The following is a 23,266-nucleotide window of genomic DNA, read 5'->3' as shown; positions in this document are numbered from 1 at the left end:
GGTCGACGTCGGGAACGGTGTCGATGATGTCGACCCGCGGTGTGGCAGGTTCGGAGAGCTGGTAGTCGAACCATAACCGTGCACCATCAGGGAGATGCACCGCATCCATGCGGTAGGCGCGACGGCGCAGCATCTCACTTGTTGCCGGATTACCCAGATCGGACGGCTTTTTAATCGTGGCCGCCACCCGAACTGTCGGGACACCGTGGACGTTGTGCACCGAGATTTCGATCGTGTGTGATTTCAGAACCTTCGCTACCCGCAACGCCTCCAGCATTTCGGCGCACAGATCGGCGGCCGCGTCGACACGACCGCTGTCGACGCCTTCCGGCAGTAGTCCGGTGAGACCGGAACGGAACCAGGCGCGGGCTTGCTCGATGCTCGCCCATCCCGCCTTCCTGGCAGGTATGAACCTGGCGGGCATGAACCTGGCGGGCATATCGAGGCGACGCCCCTGAACTGCTCCGTCCTCGTCATCGATTGGCTCGACAACGGGGTGCACAGTCCAGGATTCAGCGTCGTCGGAATCCGTGTCGATTCGGGAATCGGCCTCGTCTCGATAGGCGTCCGCCAGATCGAAGAAGTCGTAGGGGTCGGTGGGGCTTGGAACCAATGGCTGTGGCGCCTCCACTCCCTCCTGTTCCTTGCTCGCGTGGGCCTGAGCCTTCTTGAACCGCTTCATCATCGAGTCGAACCACGCCCCGCGGCCGCGCTTGACGAACGCGGGCTCCAACATCGCCAGCTTCTCCGCGAGCTCGTTGTAGTAGTCCCGGCTCAGTCCGTTTTCGATGAACAAGCGGCGACCCCTGACGTGCTCGCTCGTCCCGACGAAGAGGCGCTCGAACTCGCTGAGCGCAGCGCTCTCCGTGAACGCCCGCTCGTGACCCACCAGCACATCGAACAGCCCGCGAAGAAGGCCGGGTGCCGCGTTGTCCGGGTATTCGGGAACGTGCCGATTGCGGCCCGCGGGGAAGTCAGTCAGGATGCCGGTCAGTGTGTATTCGTAGCCGCCCTGCGATTCGACATAGACGATATCGGAACCGCCCCGGACCACACGTCGCGTAGTCGCGCCGATCGTGCGCCCCACCAGTGTTGAGAGCTCCTGCGCGTCAGCACTCTCGATACTGTCGCATTCCACGCGCTCGACAGTCGAACGATCGGGGAAGACGAACAGATTGCGGCGATAATCGTTCAAGTACCTCGGCTTTACACGGGCATGCTCCTTCAGCTCCGCAAAACGGGTCTTTGTGGTGCTGGCTGATTCGCTGCCCGATCCCTCCGACGGCCGCCTCGGAGTAACTCGACGCGGCCGGATCCGCTGTGTCTCACTTGTTTCGGTCCGTGGCGGCGGCTCCGGCTCGGCCGGCACCCCCTTCGACGAACCGGGCCGCGCACCGAGCAGCGCATCCGGCATGGTCACACCGGCGATACCGCGTGATTTTCGGTCCGGGCCGAGGGAAACCTCGGCAGAGCCGTCACCATTGATGACGATGGCGTAGATGCCGATGACGTTGTCGCCCAATGGTGGCGGATACCGGTAGGTGTGGATCGTGCCACCGACTTTTTCGGTGATCCAGACGTTGCCGTCCGCACCGCGATACATGACCAGCAGATGCGCACCGACCTCGTTTTCGGAGAATCCGGCGAAACGCACGGCCACGTTGACCGTCGCACCGGTGTCCCGCACCAGGTCATGGAACTTGTCGAGTGAGGTGATCTCGTCCTGGTGCCAGTCGGCGACCAACGCCTCGGCGTAGCGGGCGGGGAACTTCCCGACCGCCCGCATCCGCTGCCAATCGACCGGCCGTCCGGTCAGCTCCTCGGTCACCTCGGCGCCGTAGATGTAACATTCGGGATCCTCCGCGAGCGTCAGTTGCTCCGTTCTCGACTCCGGGGGCGTGAATGTTGCGGTCGCGTCGGGAACCGGCGGACGATGGGCAATAGCGTGGTCGTGGGAGCGCCAGTCATATCCGGCGTCCGGGGCTTCTCGATCGGAGAAGGCGGGGATGCCGGCCCAGTGCCCCGCGCGGCGGAACTCGCGGTCGACCTCGGCGGCGATCCCCGGAGCACATGCCATGGTGGTCGCACCGTCGCTGCCGTCGGAATCGGTAGTGGGCGTGATAACCCACGCACCCGCCTCCTTCGCGATCAATGCCGCGGCGGCCCAATCCCACGGGCTGAGGCCGTGCTCGTAGAACAGTGCGCTCTGCCCGTCGGCGACCCGGCACAGGTCGAGCGAGGCCGGGCCGAGCCGCCGCAGGTCGGGGTTGGTATGCAACTGCGAGCCCAGCAGCTGCCATTGCAGACGCCGTCTATCGTCCGACTTCGTACTGAACCCGGTCCACGGGATGACACCATGCAAAGACCGGGCATCCTTGGTGCGCAAGGGAACCGGATCACCGGTACCGATCCGCTTGGTCGCACCATGCCCTTCTGCGGCGCAGTAGACGGTGCCGGTCATGACATCGACCACCGCACCGGCTACCGGCACGCCATCGACCACCGCGGCGATAGAGACAGCGAAACTGGGCACGCCATCGATGAAGTTCGTTGTGCCGTCCAGTGGGTCGACGACCCATTCGACATTCGTCCGGCCGGGCTGGTGGCCGCCTTCTTCACCGCGGAAACCATCGTCTGGGCGCAGCGTGGCCAGACGCCCGCGGATATGGCCTTCGCTGAGGCGATCGACCTCGGTGACCAGATCCGCGTAAGAATCCTTGGTATCCACGGTGCCGTGATCACCGAAACGGTCCCGGACGATCCGCGCCGCCTCCTGCGCGACGATCGCCGCCATATCCCGCAGCGGAGCGGAATGGGCCGACTCCACCGTCTCGGGGATGGTCATCAGCTCATTTGTCCCCACCGGCAACGCTTCGAGCAACTGCCGCAGCCACCGGTACCGCGACGCCGCCAATTCGTATTCGGTGACATGGTTTTCGAAGTCCGCGGCCACCTCCGATACCGACTCCCGCTCCTTGATCAACCGCCGCGCACACTCACGCTCGACATCAGAGGTGAAGGCGGCGAGCCAGCTGTCCACCAGCGCCGGATCATGCGCATGGATCTTCCCCGCGACAGATTCCGATTCCGCCGTCACCTCCCGCCCCGGCAGCACTTTGTGCATCGCTGACGCCGCGCCATACACCCGCTGCTTCACCGCTTCCGGGCTCAGCGGCCAACCACCGATCGTGACCTCGGCAGCGAGCCGCTCATGCGCCTCCGCCGCGGACATCCTGCGCCCGCGCAGTTCGAGGAACCGCCGGACGAGGTCAGCGTTCGCCGGATCCACCGCCCCGGCGGCGGTCTCGAACGCTTCGCTGCCCAATGCTGCTGCCAACTCGCTGAGGTGCGATGCCCTGCGAGTCTTTCCTGCCACCAGGCGCTCGGCCAGCACCAGCAGATAGCGAGTACGCCCACCATGATCGTTGGCACGGATCCCGCCTTTCACACCGCCGTGCGGCCAACCCGACTCGACCTGCTCGGCGAGAAAACGTCCCCGCACACCACCGAATCCGGCCAGCACGCCGGACATCACACTGGGAAGGTGACGTTGCATTGCCCGCACCAGGAGCAGGGCTTCTTCGGTCGCGGATCTCGGGGCCTGATCTTGCGAATCGGGACCGCTGACATCGATGTCCGGCAAAGAACCTGCCGCAGTATCGGGTTCGAGCAGCCGCCGAACGGCACCGTATCGCGCCACCCTGATCAGGTTTTCGTCCCGATCCAAGGCGGTGGCCATCCTGCCCACCGATATCCGGTCGAGTAGTCCGTCGATCACCGGCCAGATATCTTTGTTGGCAGGGTCCCGCCGCCACCGTCTCACCCGCTCCGGGTCCTGGCAGCGCAAGGTCGTCACCACATCGGCCGTGACGATCAGCCGGGCCGCGTTCTCATTGGCAATCAACGCCTCGAACATCGCCGAGCGTGCTCGGTTCTGCGCGACCGAAACGACATTCGGTCGTTTGATCTTCAGCGACGCGGCGATGTCGGCAACTGTCTTTTTCGCATCGATGATTCGGGGCAGCACACGAGGCTGGTCCGCCTTCGCCACGGCGTCCCAGATCGCCTCGAAAGAGCCATCGTCGCGTCCGCGCATCCCGCGGAACGCGGCCCACTGCTCCTCGGCACTGGGTTCACCACGGGTCAGTGCATCGGCCACCGCACACACATCGTTCTTGGCGGCCCACGATGCGGAGGAGACCCACCCCACGACCGAGTCGTGGCCGCCCGCCAGCAGATCCTCCAGCGTCCCCCGCTGAGTATCATTCAGCCCGGTGACGCCACCGGGCATCGACCGCTCAGCAGCCAGAATCAGCTCCCACGCCTGCACACAAACTTGCTCGTACGAGATCATCCTGACCGCGGGGCCGATGTCCCCGATGTCGGACGGCGCACTGTCGCGGTCCGGCGAATCAGCTCCACCTGAAGATGATTCGGCGAAGACATCGGCCTCGGACCGTGCTTCCAGCACGTATTCGGCGGTGCCCTCGCCGCCATCCACCACGGCACCAGCGCCGGCCGGTGACGGCGAATCGGCTTCGGTGGCTCCGGAATCCGGTGGGCTTTCCCTCGATGCCGGATCTTCCTGCGCCGCAGCAATATCCGCATTCTCCGCACCAACATCCGACCTGCGACCGAACGACCCGCCACCCGCACCGGGCCCACGCCGCGGAGGCCGCGGAAGTCCATGACCACGCTGATACCCTGGCCGACTACCCAACTGCGCCAAATCCGGCGGACCCTCCCCCATCACATGATTGGGGTCGAAATAACGCACACCGCCGACGTCCGAACTGTCGCCTGGCTGATCGGACCGCTCGTCACCGGAGCCCGGCTGTCCTTCCTCGGTCGACGTGCTCGGCGCACGTGAATCCGGAACGGGGAGGCGCCCGGCGTCACCCCCGCCCTTCGGTCCCGGGCCGTCATCTTCCTCGCCCATGCCATCCGGGCCGCCTGTCCACGGTTGCTGGAACAGGTATCGGCGACCGACGATGAATCTGCCGGAACGCAGCGGACTCTCCGCGACACGCTGGACAAGTGATTCCGGGGAGAGTCCGGCGATGACCTGCGAGCCATCCCGCGACGGTGCATCGACCCGTCCGTCATCGACGACCAACGTGAAGCCGGATTCATCGACGTCGAAACAGATTGTGCCGCTGCGACCAGCCGCACTGATCGCGGTCACCAGATGACGCATCACCTTGATGGCGTCGTCGGCCAGTTCGGTCGGCCAGTCATGAGTGAGTGACCGGATTTCTTCCTCGGCCTCCGCCGCCGACGCCACCGCATTGTCGGGTTCGAAGTCGATCCGGACCAGGTACTCGAGCGACTCATCCCAGCCCGATACGAAGTCGCCGGACAGCTGGCCGATACCACCGTAGGACACAACGAGTTTCACTTCGTTGACGCCCGCATCCGGGCCGACCGGGTTGATTTCCATGTCGAAGCTGTCAGCGAGCAGACGGATGAGCGCCCGGCTCTCGCGGCTCTGCGTGCGGTGCGCGTCCTGCACGGCACTGGTCACAGTGACCGACACCTCGAGAGCAGCGGTGTCGCTGGTCGGCTCGACAACCATCTCTACTTGGAGATCGTGGTCCGAAAGATCTTCGAGCAGCCGCGGAACCGCCTGTTTTGCCGGATCGCGCGAATCGATGTCCTGCCGATCCTCCAGGAGCCGCACACCTCGTTCGACAACCTCGATCCACTGTTGGCTCCCCGCAGTGACTTCCGCGGTAGCCCGCAGCCGACCGTCGCTCTCGACGCGGACAGTCAATACATTGCCGTCGACGTCGGCGTCGGCAATACGCATCTCGAGCACCGAGTGGACGATGTCCACCTCGGACTCGAACCTGGTGGGGTTCGCCGAACGCAACGCGTCCTTGAGCAACGCCACCATGTCCTCGGCCCAGCCTTCCAGCCGATACTGCCGCATCTGCGCGAGCAGAAGCCGTGGGGCAGAACCGATGTCACCGTCGGCGTCGATTTCGATCTGCGGGCCAGGAAGCACACCGTCGACCACCGGGCGCACCGCAGCGGTATCGACCGCCGCGCCCTCGGCGAGTCCGGCGAGCATCCGCTCGAACGCCGTGCGCACATGGTCGCGCACCGAATCCCGCGTGGCATTCGCCGTCAGTTCGGCGGCCGAGAGCTTCACCCACCGGCCCATCGCACTCCGGCCGCCATCGACAACACCCCAGCCGCCCGCGCCGACGACCCGAATCCCCTCCACCTCAACACTGTGCTCTGATCGCAGCGCCTCGACGGACTCGATCGCCCACCGGACCGCACCCGGATCGCTACCCTCGAATCCCCGCATCCGCAGGGCTCGATGCCGCTCATCATCGACCTCGGAGCTGTTCTCGAGTTCGCCCCCGTCACGACCGGAATCATCCGAACTCAACGAGTCGGTATCCGGCAGGGTCGCCGATCCACTCGGCAGCGCAACGTTCTCACTATCTCGCGTACCGGACACTCCATCCGCGTCGGCATCCGCCAGGGCAGCGAGCGCACTATCCGGGTTGCCGTCGGCGGCGGACCCCACCGTGGAACGTTCGTACGTACCGGTGCCCTCAGCCGCGGAATCGCTCGGCTCGCCTCCCGGCCCGGCGGAAGCGGCGCCGTCCGGCGTCTCTGTACCGGAGTCGACGAAGTCGGCCAGCTCGACGGCTGTCTCGGGCTCGTCGGGGAAGCGTACATACGCGGTCGCACGCAGGTCACCGGCGGACGGTTCCCGTATCGCTTTGACGTCGAATGAATCGGCTGCGCCCCAGCCGGATACCGTCACCATCCAGGCGCCTATGCCGTCGTGCATTTCGGCTGGGGCGAGCGCTGTCAATTGGGCCGCGATCATGTCGCAGTCCGCGGGGCGCGGATGGGCGATTTGCCATCGGGCCTCCACCTGGTCGGTGTGCACCCCTACCTCGAGGGACAGGGTGCCCCGCCGGTCGGTGATGCTGACCTTCAACGTGCCCGACTCCCGATCTTCGTGCACTGAGATTTCGGCGTACTCGGCGGCGAGCACTGCCCTGATCACGTCCGCAACTCGTGCCGCGGCGCCCGCACTGCCGGAATTCGCGTGCGCGTCGCTCCACTGCCGCAAATAGGTGTCGACTTCTGCCGCAGCACACGTGAATTGCTCAGCGTTGGCGAACATCTCGGCCGGGACGCCGAAGCCACGCGGACCCACCGCCTTCCCGACAGCAGTGCCCGATTCGATCCGCACGATGAATCCGGCACGTTCGGCGAGGTACCGCCAACGCAGATCTGCCGGGGACTGGGAATCGGAGTAGATCGAGCCCCGTCGCGCGAGGTCCTCAATATTGTCCGGCAGCGCCGACCGGTCGACCGGTGCCTCGCTGACACCAGCGGGCCGGAATTCAGCGTCCAGCGCCGACCGCCCGGTTTCGGTGCTCGTATCGACCGCGTCCGAGCGCCGGCTCGGCTCGGCTGCGGAGTGCGCGACCGGGGTGGCGTCGGTTTCGGTATCGACAGCCACCGAACGCTGGCCGTTCGGCGCTTCGTACATAGGGTTGGCGCCTTCGGCGGCTACCGCGACGTCGCGCACGATCCCCATCGATTCCAACTGGCGCTGAACCCGATAAATCGCGTCCGCCTGTTGCTGGGGAAGCACCCACTCCCATCCCCGGCCCATAACGTCGCCTGCTGCACGCAGCGAGTCACCACACAACAACCGCCGCAACACTTGTCGCTGAGGCGACACCAGCCCGGCGATCCAATGCTTCACTCGGGCGGGATCGTTGCGCCAGATATCGGCGACTTCCTCGCCGAGCAATGCGGCCACCCGCTCGGGATCGACATGGTCAGCCCAATCGTCACCGCCAAGCGGCTGGTCCACAAGCACCGTGCTCCCGACCATGCGGACCACGTCGGTGTGGGTGTCCGGGACGTCCGCACCGACCTGCCAGTACCGCACGGTCAGATCGGCTTGGTTCGCGACGAGCGTAGCAGTGGCCGCATGGTTTTCGCAGAGGTCGGAAACCAGTGCCCGCCGGGCGGTTTCGTCGTAGTCGGCGGGGACCACTACAACGAGTTCCTGCTGCCCACCAGCATCGGCATCGACGAATCCCGTCCAGAGTGATGAGAGCCGTACTTCCTGGTCGGCCAATTTCCGGACGGTCACAAGGAATTCGACCAGCGGATTACGGGGCGGCTGCTCGACTTCCACGGACGGCATCCGCGCCAGTTCGGCATCGAATTCCCGCTCCGTCAAGTCGACTCCGATGCGCCGTGCGAGATCCTCGAATTGGCCGGCCAGTTGGGCGGACCGTTGGACCTGCTGATCCCGGCGATCGCTGGTTTCCACCACCTCGGCGAGCTCGACCAGCATCGAGTACCGGCGCACAACGTCTGCGGGTACGAATGCCGTACCGCGCCGGAACATCTCCTCCAGTTCCCGGGCTGCCACGTCCCGCAGATGAGCGATCCAGGCTGCCGATTCCGGTCCCGGCACCTCCGGAATCGAACTGTCGTCCAGTTCGGCGAGCAGCGCACCGTATCGCGCACCGGCGTCCGCGCGGATCGAATGCGCTTCCCGCAGCGCCATTTCCAACCGATTGATACCACTGATCCGCGCACCCATCCGGTGCTTGTCGACGTCCCGTGCCGCCTCGGCTTCTCGGCGCAGCCGGTCCAACGATGGCCCGATCGCGACATTCGGTTCCGCCTCATCCTTGACGTCGGGTCCGCGGCGCGGTTCAGGTGCGCCGATGCGTCCACCTTCCGGATAGCCACGGCCGAGGTCCGGCAGCCCGCCGGCCCGGATCAGATCGACCGGATCGCCCTCGATATCGAAGTCGTAGTGGCGGGCCTCCACATCCGGGTAGTGCTCGGTCGCGTCGAATTCCTCATCGCGCTCCAGCGGCGGCCCCTGCAGCCGGGTGCCGTCTTCATCGACGGGGTAGACCCACTCGTGAATCCGCACCGTTTTGTCGGGGTTGCCGGCAGCGTCCTTCGCACCGAGCATGTCCGCGCGATACAACGTCAACACATGCCACTGCGCTTCACCTGGTTGCGCACCAGGACGATTCAGCACCGCCGCTACCGAGAAGCCACCCGCACGAGCCACCCGCTGCGCTATATCTCGCAACGGGACCAATCCGTCGGCGATCTCCGCACCCAGCAACATCGCCGCCGCAGGGAAAGTGATCCCGCGGTCGTGCGCGACCGGGTCACGGAGCGCCTTGATGGTCAACGGATCCCGCAGCCGTGCACGCACATGCGGTGACAGGTGTGCGGCGATGAACTCGAGTTCCGTCTCCAAACAGACGTTCGCTCCATTGCCATCTTGCAGCAGCAGCTGCGCGTCCTGAACCTGGCCTAGAATGCGGACGAGGTGGATCGGCGGCTCCGCGCCACCCTCGGTGAATGGCGGCGACGCTACGAAGTCCGAGCCACCAAGACGGATCGCGGGACCGCCCGCACCGTCGACCTCGCCTGCTACACCGTTCGCCGCGCTAGCGGCACGCAGCAGCTCAGCCACGTTACCGACCGCATCGCTGAGCTGCGGCCTGAACGAGGACGCGGTGGTATCGAGCGCCTTGGCGGATTCCTTGACCGACTTGCTCGCCAGATACCGCTGCCGGAACGCCGCCTGCTGGCCTGGTGCAGTCAGTCGCCCAACGAGCTCTTTGACCAGTTTCCGGTTGTGACGCATGGCCCAGTTGACAGTCGCCTGAGCGATCCGGGCGGGCGGGCACTCGCCACCGGACAGGACGTCGACTACCTGATGGAGTGCGTTCCAGAACAGCGGCGATATCGCCTTTTCACTCAAATCGGTCGCCAGAGCGGTTGCGGCAACCGAGTTGCGCGCTGGATCCAGATACCGAACCCTGAAAACATCCGCCTCATCCGGCGTGAGCAGATCCAGCGCACATGCGAACCGCTCCGGATCGTTGTACTGAACTTCTTCGAAAAGACGCTCGGCAACGATCAATTCGATAATCTGCTTCGCGCCTTTTCGCCGGTTCATCTCCACTGTCTTACGCAGGAACCCAGTTGACTGCGTAATTTCGGCGTCCGAATTGCCCTCCAGGAATGCCGCTGCTGCGACCCTTGCGATGGACGGGCTGAGCAGATCAATTGCCCTACGCACGGCTGCTTCCCCGTCAGGCTCCTCTACCAGTGCGAGGACCGTGACGCCGTCACTGACGGCCGTGACATCGCCGAGCGAACCCAGGTGACGGACCAATTCCGTCACTGCATCGGCCCGGCGGTATGGCATTTCCTCGAGCCTGTACCCGGTCACACGCACCAGGTGGGCATCGGGCACGTTCTTCTGCACGAAACTGCCCGCAAACACGGCATACAGATCCGGGTGCGAGATCTTCAGCATGGCCACCGCATCCGACCAGCGCCCATCATCTACGGTCCGGATCAGCCTGGCCTCCGGGCTGTCCTCGTCCCAGACCTCCACCGCGAACTCGAGAACCCGCCTCCGCGGCCCACTCATAGCGCGATCCGACGTCGAATCTTCCTGGGACGCTTCGGGCGCCATACCCTCGACTTCGGCTGCTGGGCCGTTGGCGGAAGTGGGGCTGTCCTCAGGGCCGCCATTCGGAGTAGTTGTGGCGGTGGGTGCCGGCGGCTCCGCAGGTGACACGACCGCGACAGGATCGGGGCCATTGCCCAAAGCACCGGCGGGGGCATCGGGGTTGTCGATATCGACTTCGGGGTGCCCGCCGCCAGGGCCGAGCGTGATCACGGCGATGTGTTCGTCGATGGTGGGGGTGCGGTGGTCGGTGCGGTAGGCCGGTTGGCCGGGGCGGGTGAGGATGTCGTAGAAGGCATCCGGGCCGTAGACGGCGGAGTAGAAGGTGAAAGGGTGGACGTCGGCGGGGTTGAATTCGCGCACCACCCCGTCTCCGCCGCGGTGCAGCATCCGGGTGCCTGTGTCGGTGGAAATCACTGCGGGGTAACCGGTTTCGGCTACCCAGTACGCGACGTCGTCGACCGATTCGAACGGCTGGCCCGCGCCGACGCGCTGCCAGTCCCGGCCGAGGCCGGTAGCCAGCTCGAAGCCGAACCAGCTGTCGGCGAAATCGTTGGCGTCGCCGAGGCTCAGCTTGGCCACACCATCCGCTACGACCGAGGCCACGCCCAGCAGGATCGGGGCGTCGAGACGTGGGTAGCCGAGCAGTGCTTGCGTCCAGCGGGGGTCCGCCGGGGCGGGTTGGGCAGACGGCAGGTTCCAGGTGCCGGATAGTTCACGGAGGTCGGTGAGGGTATGGGTGAACGTCTCGATCACCGGGTCGACGGCACCGAGCTGCTGGCCCGTGTAGTACTCGCGACCAGCGCGCAGGTCGTCGTCGCGGGCGGCAACCAGGGTTTCGACGTCCGGGCTGGAAAGCGGGATAAGGCGCAGCAGCGACGCACGCCGCCGCAGACGGCCCGCCTTGGCGTCGTGACTCTGCCGGCCGGCGTGTTGGCCCAGGACAAGGTCCAGGGCGTCGGAGACCCGGGTGACGGGTGTGTCGGTGACAGTGTGAATGTCGATGCACTCGGCAGTGTCGAGGTCGTCGCCGACAGCGATCTCCACGTAGCCGGTTCTCGGGTCCACGCGCGTCAGGTACACCTTCTGGTTGCCGTCCTGCTCGGCCGCCCAATCGTCGACACGCTGCAATGCCCGCAGTACCGCCCGTATTTCGTCCAGCTCCTGGCGGGTCACGTCGTCGAGTTCCGGCAGCGCTTCCAGCTCAGCGACGGCCTCATCCAACCCACGGCGCAGCGCCTGATCGCGCCACGAGGCGGTCATCGCCGTCATACCCACGCCGTCGCGGCATTCCAGCACCATCGGCGGATCCCAGGCGAGCAGTCGCAGCTTGTCGACGCCGCTGGTCAACCGCCAGGCCTCCACGCGGGCAGCATCCGGATCGGGTGGGCGTTCGGCGTCACGCACCCGCGCGGAGAACCGCCGCAGGGCGGCGAAGAATTCGCTCTGCGGCACCCCCCGCGCGGGCACCACCGGCCTGAACCACGACCGATCATCCTCGGCCAGCGGCGCGACAAACACCACCGGGGACACGGTGCCAGCACCCTCAACCGTGACGTTAGCGGCCAGCGCGCCAATGAGTTCCACCACCGACACCGTCACGGTCGCCGATTCCGCGCCCGCGTGCAGCGCCGCGATCACCAACGCCTGCACGCGCCGCTGCGCATAGCCGATTCGCTCGGGCGACTCCCAGGGGTGCCCGGACAACTGCCCGCCGACCCACCACGCGGCCTGAGCTGCCGCCTCCTCGGGGGTGGCGCCCGTGCCAACCACCAGAGACGGCAGTTCGATGGAAGTCCTGTCGTCGCTATTCTCATTGGGCTCGTCCCGAGGTTCTTCGGAACCCATACCGCCCATCAGCGAGAACAAACCATCCGAGCGAGGACCAGTAGTCTTCCGCGACAACGCATTCCGAACATCGGCGATGACCTGCGGGTCCACCCGCGCACCATCTCGGTCGTACCAGTCGTTCTCGGCACCCCCGACCCGGAGGTACACCGCACTGCCATCGACGAGGAGTTCGGCCGTCTCAGCGATCGCGTTGGAATCCGCACCGGTCTGGTAATAGGTAACCGGTATCCCCCACACCTCACGGCCGGCCCTACTACCGTGCCCGACGCCGCCGGACCCACGCTTGCGCAGCAATGCGCGCTCCACCGCTTCTATCGCGGACCGTTCAGCGGTCAGCGCTTCGAGCACCATCCGGCGCCGGTAGCCTTCCTCTACCAACTCCCCGGCTTGCTGCTCCAGAACAATCAGTTCCATATTGGAATCGACACCGCGCCAGCCAACCTGATCCGACAGCGGACCAGCACCCATTGCGGTCAGCAGATCCCGTCCGGCAGCATGGACTGTCGCAGCGTCCGCAGGCGAGCTCAGCGGCGCATGGGGAGGGCGGTCGGTCGAATCCGCATCGATGCCGGCGGTGTGCACTGCGCCCTCGGCATCGCGCCACTGCCCGTCCTCGTCGAGCAGTAATGCCGTCGAGCCGTGGCGCATGGCGCTGATGTCTTCCACATGCACGACCACACCGCCGGCTCGGATCAGCCACAGCCCCACCGGCGTCGGTTGTTCTCCGACCATCGCGGCGAGTTCCGTCAGCCGCAGCGCGTCGAATACAGCCGCACGACGAGCCGCCTTGTCGTTGCCGGGAGCAACGAGCACCAGCACCTTGCGCTGCCCACCCTCAGTAGCGAATCCGGCTCGCGGGGAGACGAATTCCACGTCCTCGAATTCCGGCCGGCGGGTGACCCGCTTCAGTTGGGATGCGAGGAACGGATCACCTTCACCTTCCCAGTCTTTTGCCGAGTAGCAGAATCCGGCGACACCGGTTGGAGCCAGCGAACGCATCAGCGGTCCGATCGGATTCACGACGATCACCGACTCGTCGTTGCCTGCCAGGCTCCCCGCACCGCCCTCGGCCAAATACTTACCGGCCGAATCCATTTCGACCAGCACCATGCCGACTTTCGCCTTGCGGCGGGCCGTGTGCTTGTGCAGTTTGCTGTCACGCAGGTCAGTGGCCAACTGCACATTCGGAGTGAACTTGCGGACCTGCTTCGCCGTGGCGGCGTCGCCGACCACCACCGCATGGTGGAGGTCCGAATCTGCCGGCCGGTGCAGGAGCGCCAGCACCATAATCAGCTCTGCCCGGTCGAGATTTCGAGGGACGGCCATCAGCCGCTGGCCTTGCTGCTCGGCCAGGCGTATCGCGTGCGCCAGCGGCAACGCCTTGGTGTCCACGAAAGCCGTTCCGGCACCGAATGTTTCCAGCCCCGCGAGTACCGGGACACCGTCCACTACCGAGACATCCACCCTGATCATCGAGGCACCGGATTCCAGACCGCGGACGAAACGCTCGACCATGCGCTCGGCCTGATACGAAGGCCAGGTCTCATAGATCAGCTCCCGCGATGCCGCGGGCTCCGCGATGCGCGGCCCGTGAACCGGAAGCGGCCGCTCGGGCAGCAGCTCCGGGTGCCGCGTCTGCACCCTCAGTCCCAACGCCATCATGCGGACTGCATCTTCTGGACTGTCAACGCGCACGAGCAGAGCCCGGCCGACATCGCGCACCAGGTCGGTGGTGACATCGGCGCGGTCCACCGACACGGTCGGCATGAGCCGGGGCGACCTGAACTCAGGAATCGTGCCACCGCGCGGCACGACAAGCACCTTCTTCCGATGCTCCTCTGGATAACGATTCTTGCGGAGGTGTAGCTGCAGCACGTCCGGGTCCGGACTCGCGAAGCTGTATGCCACATCCGTCATCCGGCGACGGAGATCCTTGGTGAACTCGTTCACCTGATCTCTGGTCAGCCCCTCGGTCACCAACTCCAGCACGATATTTCCGTCCCAGCCGGAATCATCGATCACCGACAGCGCCTCGGCCAAGCTGAAGCAACCGAGGTCGCGTAGATGGACCTGCGTCATGGTCGCGGTCCCGGTGACAGGTTCGGGGACGACAACGATGTCCCGATCCTCCACAGCGATGAATCCGGGATCCGCGGTGATAAGTCCGAGATCCGCCGTCCAGCCCACACGCAGTCGCACTGCGGCGACGTCGTCGCGCAGGACTCGACGCAGGCCCTCGGTTCCGGCATGGTCGCCGACCGCGGTTACCGGCACCGGGTGGGACTTCGGCCGTTCGGCCGCCGTACTCGGATCCGGCCCGATCGCCGAGGGTTGCCAGTGCTCATGTTCGGTGACGAGCTGTTTCATCCGGTCCGGCGCGGACGTCGTGATACCGGCAACGCCTGCGGCTTTCAACGCGATTCCGGTGTCCAGGTTATCGACTCGGTCGGCTATGACGGCGATCCTGTATTTGCGAGCGCGACCGAGGAGATCCGCGTCTATGTAGCCGACCGGAACCGTCCAGGTGGTGATGTTGTGCTTCTTCGCGAAACGCATCGACGAGGCATCCAGGGTGTCGGGCCACATGCCCACCGAGGAATGCACATCATCGTCTTCGGACATCAGCCGGGCCACATTGCGGTCACGGAACCCTTCGAGGCGTGTGGCGATCCCGCTGCGGGCCAGAATCGCTTCGACGGCCAGTACGCCGTTGCGGGCATCCGGCATCTCTCGATACGGCTCGTCACCGACCTGCAACGACACCGCGATCGGCCATCCGACGAGTCGGCGGGCGAACTCGTCGAGCGGCATCATCCCGTGTGCTCGGGCCTGCTCATAGTCTGCCGGTTCGTCCCAGTTCCGGCCGACCGGGAACACCATCGGCACACCGCGGAACCACCGCAGCTCAGCGTGGATCACGTTCGCGCCGCTCCGCAACACGCGATCGACACCATCCGGGCTCGCCTCGCCCAATTGGGTCTGCACCTCGAAGTCCGGCCACGACATCCGGGCCGGGCGGCGGCGCTCGAGGTGTGTTGTCGGATGGCTGTTCACCACTCGAGCGGCCGCATCGGGCTCGGCCGACACAATGCCATCGACACCGAGATCCAAGGCACGCGCGATGTCCGTGGCCCCGCCGGCGCGGGCGATCACCGGGATGTCCTTTCGGCGCAGCGCATTCCACAGCAGTCGAACGTCGATTGTCCGATCCACCGTGATCAGGTAAGCCTGCCGCGAATCCGGCGCGATCTCTCCGACGGCATCCAGCACCGTCCAGTCGTCGGCGACGAACTCGGCGATCGGCGCGATCCCATCCGTCGCCAGCACGCAAGCGCCGACCAGGCCCCGGGCGCGTTCGCTATCGATCCCGGCCTCGGCAACAATGCGGACCGACAGTGCCACGCCGCAGTAAGCGGCATGCTGGGCGACCTCTGTCAGTGTGGTGTCGGTGCCGGCCAGACACATCCGGTCGCCGTCTTTGTCCAACTTCACATCGACCTGCACTACTCGCGGCCCCTTGCGGGTTATCGCGTCCTTCCAAGGACATGTGCCGACCAGCCCACGGACCGTCAGCGGCTCGGCAGCGGTGTCCAGGCCCTCGAGTTCGCCTTGCGCGATCGTCGACTCGATCACCGACGGCGCCAGATCCCCGAGCAGCCACTGCCCGATCCCCCGCTCGAGCAGACTGTCGAGAGTGCCTTGCGCCCGGTAGGTTTCGGCCACCAGCTGTTCGGCCTTCGCGAGCACCTTCTCGATGACAGCCTCCGCGATCGGCCAAGGACCGAATGCGGCCTCGGCCAGCTCCCGTACCTCCACGTGGTACAGGCGAGGAAAGGCCGTGGCGAGCAGGTCGAAGGCGTCCCGCACCTCGTCAGGGATGTTCTGATCGGCGATGACCTGCTCGTTCGGGAGGTCGATCGCTCCCTTCATCTCGAACAGAATGGCGAGCAGGGTTTCGTTCAGAGCGGGAGTGGTCTCGGTCGGGTCATCGGTAACGGGGCCGTAATGCCGCATCCCGTAGGCGAGGTAGGTTTCGACGGGCACATCGATTGCGGCCACAGAGATGTGAATCTCGTAGTCGATCTCCCCATTCCGTCGCTTGTCCGCGACCCATTTCTCGGCCAATGCCTTGGTACGACGAAGGTGGTGTGGGTTGGAGAGGAACCGGACGGATGTGGGATACCTACCGTCGACCTTCAGCTTCTCCATGGAGAAGTCGATGTTCTCCCACGTGGTCGATGCTTCCGACTCCTCGATGATCCGCAGCTCGGACTGTGCGTCGTAGGCCGCCAGCTCCTCGCTGATGATGGTCGATTCGGCCGCAGCCGATTCCGGGCCTCGATAACCGGACACAACGACAGGCTTACCTCGGAGATCGGGGTTGTCGACATAGTGATTCCAGAACACCGCCGCGATCGATCGCGCAGTAGCGGGGTTCCCGAGCACGATGGTCGCCTCGGGGGCGGGCTGGTTACTCGAGCCGGACGCCGAAACCCGGTCGGCGGAAAGGAATTCCCACACCTTCCGCAGACCGGTCAGCGCTGCGCCGCTGTCGAGCCGGCGCAGGTCCGCGAACCATGCTTCCAGTTCAGCCAGGACGGATGCCGGGACCGGCGCATCAGGGGCCGGGTCACCGGGTACGGCGACGGAGTTGGCTTCCGTACCAGCGGTGTTCGGGTCCGGCTTCGGACTCGGCCGCCCGACCGGGTGCCGCCCACCGCGCAGCGGCTGCTTCCAAGGTGGACGGTTCGACGTCCCGAAACCCTCATCCCCCGGGAGATGATCCGCACCGAACGACCTGCCGCGTTCCGCCTGGGATATCGCCGCATCCAACTGGTCCTTCAACCGCCGCAAAGCGGCCCGCAGTTGCTCGGGTGACCGTCGGTCCTTCTTCCACTCCTCCGGCGGATTCTTGAGGAACTTCTGCGCACCACCCATGTCGGTGCGGCCGGCGGACCGGCGGGTGCCGATCAATTCGACGAATTTCTCGGGATCGTTGATCTCCGCGCGAATACGCACGAGGGCCTGCTTGACCACGGTCAGGTACATGTAGTGCATAGCCGCGAGAACGAGCTGAGGGTTGGTCTCGGCCATGCTCCCGGGGCGAGACTCGGCGGTGCTGCCGGGATAGGTGAGAACACCGGAGTTGTACGGATAGCCGAGTTGCTTGTTGATCGCTTCCACGGGAACCATCTGCTCCCGCAACACCTCGGCCAAATACACCGCGGAACCGGCGTTTCCGTTCCGCACGCGGGCCAGCTTGTCGCGGCTGTAGACGGCGAGATCCAGGCCCTCGCAGGTGCCTTCGCCGAATTGGTCGCGGATCATCACCTTGCCGCCGGGGTAGCCCGCCCAGACACTCTTGTCCTCTTCGTCCCAGACCTCGAGTTCGTTGTCCGGGTAGGTGGCCACGTCGCGGAGGTACTTGACGAAGGCGTTGATGTCGACTTCACCCTCGTCGACGATGAGGATGTGCGGTGCGGCGATGCCGTGGCGGCGGGCCTCCAGTTCCCAGCGGACCACGCTCTCCATCGCGGGCCGGGTGTAGGTGCGTTTGTAGGTGCGGGTGCCGTCCTCGTTGTTGATCACCTCGACCTTCGCGACCAGGAACGGCTTCTTGCCCAGCTTTTCGCGGATTTCCTTGATGTGCGGGTTCTCGTCGCCGACCTCGGCATGGATCCGATCCAGCAGCATGATCACGTGCGCCCGGCCACCGAGGACCTTGTAGGTGAGCGCGTCGAGGAGCATCCCCAGCTTCTCGTCCAGCGTCGTGTCCTTGATGAACGCGGTGACGGCGGGCTCGCCGTTCGCGCCGACGGCGAGCCGCGCCGCCTTGGTGGTGTACGGGCCGGGGGGAGGGCCCTCCAACTCGACGGCGAGCCGGGCCGCCTTGGCGGTGTACGGGCCGAAGAACTCGAACTCGGGGAACGGCCCACCGAGCACATGGTTGACGAGAACCTGATAGATCGCTTCCCCGGAGACATCGAATCCGTTGTCGCGCAACCAGGTGGCGAGGTCCGTGGCGGCGCCGTCCGGCAGCATCGCCCGGAGTGCGGCCTCGGCCTCGGCCAGCAGCCCGGTGACTCGGTCCTCGGTGTCCGCGAGTGTCGCCCGGGTGTCGCCTTCCACCTCGGCTTTCTTGCCGGTCGCCCAGGTCCGCGTCCATTCCGTCAGGTCCGCGTTCGCCACCGCCGTCATGTACGCCGAATCGGCCACATCCACGACGGCATTGATCATCGCCTCGAGGTCGTCGTCCACGATGATCGGCTTGGCCGGCAACAGACCGTTCAGGTGTTGCGCCGCGAGCTCGGTGCTGACGAGGTGGAAGTCCACGATCTCGTCGGAGAGCAGCTGGCCGCGTAACTGTTCCGCGACAACATCGATGAAGCGGTTGCGGACCGTCGCCTGGGCCGCGCTCATCTGGTCGGCGCGGCTGGTCGTGGACTCGTAGAACGGGCGGGAGTCGATCTCGCGCACGCGTGCATCCTGAGCCGCCCGTTCGCGGATATCGGCGACCAGCAGGGCCCGCTGCTGCGGATCGACCAGCTCCTCCAGCAGCGCCACCTTCAGCGCTTTGCGTCCCTTCTTGTTCCCGAAGATCCCTGTGACCCGCTGACGAGCCTGTATCCGGTGGCTGTCCGGGCCGTCGGCGTAGACGTTGGGCGTGTTCAGATTCTTGACCTGAGTGGGTCGCTCGGCCTGCGAACGTGTGAGGTAGCGGACCAGCTTGTCCAGCTCCTCGTCGATCAGGACCGTGAGATTCCACTCCGCACCCGACGGGGTCGCCTCCTGCACCCGGGTCAGCAGCGCTTCCATCGCGAGGTCGAGCCCATCCGGGTCGACCGCCTCAGCTTCCGGCTCGGATCCCGCGTCGGTAGCGGGTTCCGTGTCCGCTGCGGATTCGGTCTGCTCGGAGAGCGCGTTCTCCACGGCGCGGACCAGGTCCTCGTAACGCTCTCGCATCTGCGCGACGCGCTTCTCGGCGACCAGCCGCCCTACGATCGCACGGCCCTGATCGCTGAGTACCGCCGCCGCGGGACCGGAGAGCAGCTGCTGCGGATCCTCGATGCCGGTCGCATCCGCGAGAGCCTCGATCTCACTGTCCTCACGGAGTTTGTAGGTGATGGCTGCCTGGTCCATGAGGCTGTTGATTCCAGCCTTCGCCCTCACTACCTGGTCCTCGTACTCGTCCGCAGCCGCACGCTGGACGAAAACCCATATCCCTTCGGTGAATGCGTCGGCGTCGCGGCCTTCTTCCATGGCACGATCACGAGCGTTCTCGGCGTCCTCGACCCGCTGAGCGGCCGCCGCCCGTCGTGCGTCGGCACTGTCCCGTTCCGCACGCCGATTGCGGATCTTATTGGCGATCTCGATCAAGCCCGCCTCGTCCGCGGTGTTCGGACGCAGCTGCGATTCGGCAAGTTCCAGTTGGGCTTTCGTTGCCGCGAGGTCCTCGTGGAGATACTCGAGCAGGGAGTTCGCCGGCTCCTGGTAGGGCTCGTCACGCGCGGTGCTTCGTCCCGACCACGTCACATCGATCCGGCGCTGGTGGGTGGTCGGGTCGAGCGTCAGCTCGGCAGTAGCCGTTCCTCCATTGCGCAGCAGCTTCGACAGCTCCTCGAACCGCTTGACCGGGCTCAGCGGGTCGGCAAGATGCTGATCGCCGGGCCAGTCCGCCATCCATCCGTTCGCCAGCTGACCGCGCGCGGCCTCCCGCACGTCGTCGGCGTTCAGGTCAGCTGGCTTGGACCACTCGGCTTTCCACCCGTGGCCACCGCCCAGCGATGTCAGAGTGTGCCAGCTCTGCTCGCCGCCGAACTCGATGCGCAGCCGGGTACCCGGCTCGACCACTACACGAAGCTGCGGGTGCACCCGCAGCGCCTCGGTCACCCACTGCGACACCCAACCGGCCATCCTCGGCGGGATGCCGCCGTGCTCGGCGATCACGAGATTTTCCACCAGCGCGGCAAGGTCATCGACGCCGATGTCCGCGCCCGCACCGGCGATGAAATCGATGCGCGCCTGGGTACCCGGCTCGGCCACCACGCGAACGTGCGGGTGCATCCGCAGGGCCTCGGTCAGCCAACCGCCCACTTCCGGCGCGCTGCTGCCGTGCTGTTCGGCGCTCAGGAGACTTTCCACCAGCGCGGCAAGATCACCGGCGCCGTCGCCTACTGAACCGTCGAAGTCGATACGCCCGTCCTCGCCGAACTCGAACCGCAGCGACTCCTCGCCCGCGACCTCGGTGTCACGAATCGTGGTCACGCCTGTTCGGCCGTCCACGTCCAGCCACATCGGCTTCGACCAACCGTTGGCCAGAGCCGCCCGCACCCAGCGCGACGCAAACTTACTGCGCTGGTTGTCGGTGGTCAGGCTCGCGACGACCGTCGCCCACAGTTGTGCCTGCTCGGCTGGCGTGGACGAGTCGCCCGAATCGACGCGCAACGATCCCGGCGCGAGCGTCTGCCACCGCACCCGCAACCGGAGGGTGCCGTCGCCGTCGCGTACCTCGACGTCGATCTCACCGCCGCCGACCGGCGTGACCTCGACCTGGGAGTCGAACCGCAACGCGGCATCGATCACCGTCAGCAGTGTGCCCATCAACGGTCTGTCGGCACGCTCGACTCGGCCGCCATCGGATTGCGCCGCGGCGATCTGGAGCACCTTTTCCTTGGTCGCCTCGCGGAGTTGCCATCTGGCCGTCTGTTCCAGCGTGCGGTCGAGTAGGGCTTCGTCTCTGGTCAATTCGGTGTACGACCACAAACTCTCGTATGCTTGGAGGCGACCCTTACCGGCTTGCTCGTAGCCGACAGACGCGGCGAGCAGTTCTGTGACCAGCTGGTGCCAGCGTGTCAGTTCCGCTTCGACCTCACCGGACACTGCCGCGTCGGACTCGACTTCCGCCGCCTCGTGGTCGCGATACAGTTCCTCGTCGAGCTGGGCCAGCAGTTGCCGCAGTTCACGAGTTGCGTGAAGACCGGGCTCCCTCGGAATGGGGTAATAGCGATTTCCGCCGAGCTGCTCGTGGAGGAGCTCCGAGTATTCCGCACTTGTACTCGCCAGTGTCGCGGCTTCCTTGCGGAATTCGGCGTATAGCCGTTTCACGTTCTCGCGCAACCTCTCGATCGCGCGCACACGCACGGCATCTCCGGCCGCCTCGGCAGCGGCCTGCGCGAGTTGCAAGGTGTGATCGGCGAGGAGGGTGGCCGAGTCTTCGATAGGTGAATCGGGTTCCGGATCGTCGTTCTCGGCGGGCAATTCGGCGGCCGTACCAGGGTTGCCGTCAACGAACCTCGGGATATCTGAGTGACCATCCGGCCCTCTGAACATCTTCCGATCAGGACCACTCCAACCGCCCAACCGGTCTATCCGTTTAGTCCGCTGGGGCGGCTGTTCCGCCGTTCGATCACCCACGCCGAAGACTGCCCCAGCGATGGGTGCGTAATTACCGCCTGAGTTATTTGGTGGCAGGGGAGAGTCGTCGTGTGGTGGATGTTCGAAGGAGTCGGCTGAAGGGACTGGATCCGGAGCGCCCGCATCGGGAGGGACTGGGTCTGAATGGAACGACTCGAACTCGGGCTCTTCATGCCAGCGGGCCTCAATAGACCGGCGGAGTTTCCTCTGACGTGGCGCCGTGCGGTCGGCGACCATTTCGTCCAGTACCCGTGCCACTCCTTCCCACCAGTCGAGGTCGCCGTTCATAACCTCGCCGATGACGTCGAGTTCGCCGTAATCCTTGTCGGTTTCGTAAGTCTCGCGGGTGTAGCTGCCGATGTCGGTGCCGTCGGTCTGGTCGATTTCCCACCACGCCTGCGCCCCCGACAACAACTCCACCGCTTCGGGCGTGAGCTTCCGCCGCATTTCCCGTTCGATCCACTCCTCCCGGGTCATGCCCTCGGTCGGTGGCTGCACCTCTACATCTACGGTTCCGCCGCGCGCCTTAGCAACGAACGCGGCCAGCACCCACACTGCCTGCCCCGGGTCGTCGGCGAGGTAGCCCGTGAGGCCGATCTCGTTGCGTTCGGTATCGATATAGCTCGGGGCGTCTTCGACGTACCGGATCGTCCAGCCGGTATTCAGCAGTTCGGCCACGTCATCGAGCAGCGAGCGCGACTTCCACACCAATGCGTCGACGTCGGGGCCGAGGCCGGTCCGCACCGTGATGTCGAGCAGCCGGTACCACTCGTCGGTGTATTCGCGGCCGTAGTCCTGATACCAGACGCCGTGCCTCTCGAAGTTGTCCTCGTATGCCTGGTCGAAGTCCCGCATCAAATGGTCGGTGACCAGTTCGCGGGCTTGGTCCCAGGTGATCTCGCCACGAACGACACGGGCATACGTGTCGTTCTCGAAGGCGTTGTCCACCTGAAGACGAACGCCGTCCGCACCGTGGACCTGGCGTGCCTGGATGTCGATTCCGGCGTTGACGAGGATCTCGTGGCGGGCTCGGGCACACACCAAGTTCGCCTCGGCCTCGTTGGTGAACTTCTTACGTAGCTGACGTTTGATCCAATCCCGGAAGGATTCTCCACGTTGGGGCGGCTCGGCGGTGGTGTCTATTTGCACACCCGTGGCATGGCCCAGTTCATGAGCCAGCACCGCCGTCGAGCGCCCGTCCAGCGCGCGCAACGCGCGACGGAGGTGGATCTCGTCGTCGATCCGCCTCCCTCGATGCACGCCATCCGCGCCTTCCGGCACGTCGCCGTACTCGATCTCGTAACCCGTACCCAGCACGCGCTGTAGCCGATCCCACATATCAGGCGACATCTTTGCCAGCTTCAGCACGTCCTCGCCCAGACCGAAGGAGCCATAGGAACTGTCGCGGGAAACACCAGCCAGATAGGTGGCCGCAGTTATCATCTGCACCACTCGAAGAACGGTCCGGCGTTTCGGCCGGTGCGTCCATGGCGA

Annotated in this window: 1 protein-coding gene (cut by both window edges); it reads right to left on the bottom strand. The window is 65.6% G+C overall.

All 23,266 nt of this window come from inside a single coding sequence — locus OHB12_RS02500, inositol monophosphatase family protein (protein WP_327115748.1), on the bottom strand. Of the gene's 85,926 coding nucleotides, 53,151 precede the window and 9,509 follow it; the stretch shown corresponds to coding positions 53,152–76,417 — codons 17,718 (complete) to 25,473 (partial); reading right to left, the first codon wholly in view occupies positions 23,264–23,266. Both the start codon and the stop codon lie outside the window.

This window comes from Nocardia sp. NBC_01730, from assembly GCF_035920445.1.
Classification (GTDB): Bacteria; Actinomycetota; Actinomycetes; order Mycobacteriales; family Mycobacteriaceae; genus Nocardia.
Note: the sequence above shows the minus strand (reverse complement) of the source record. Positions and strands in the feature narration are given on the sequence as shown.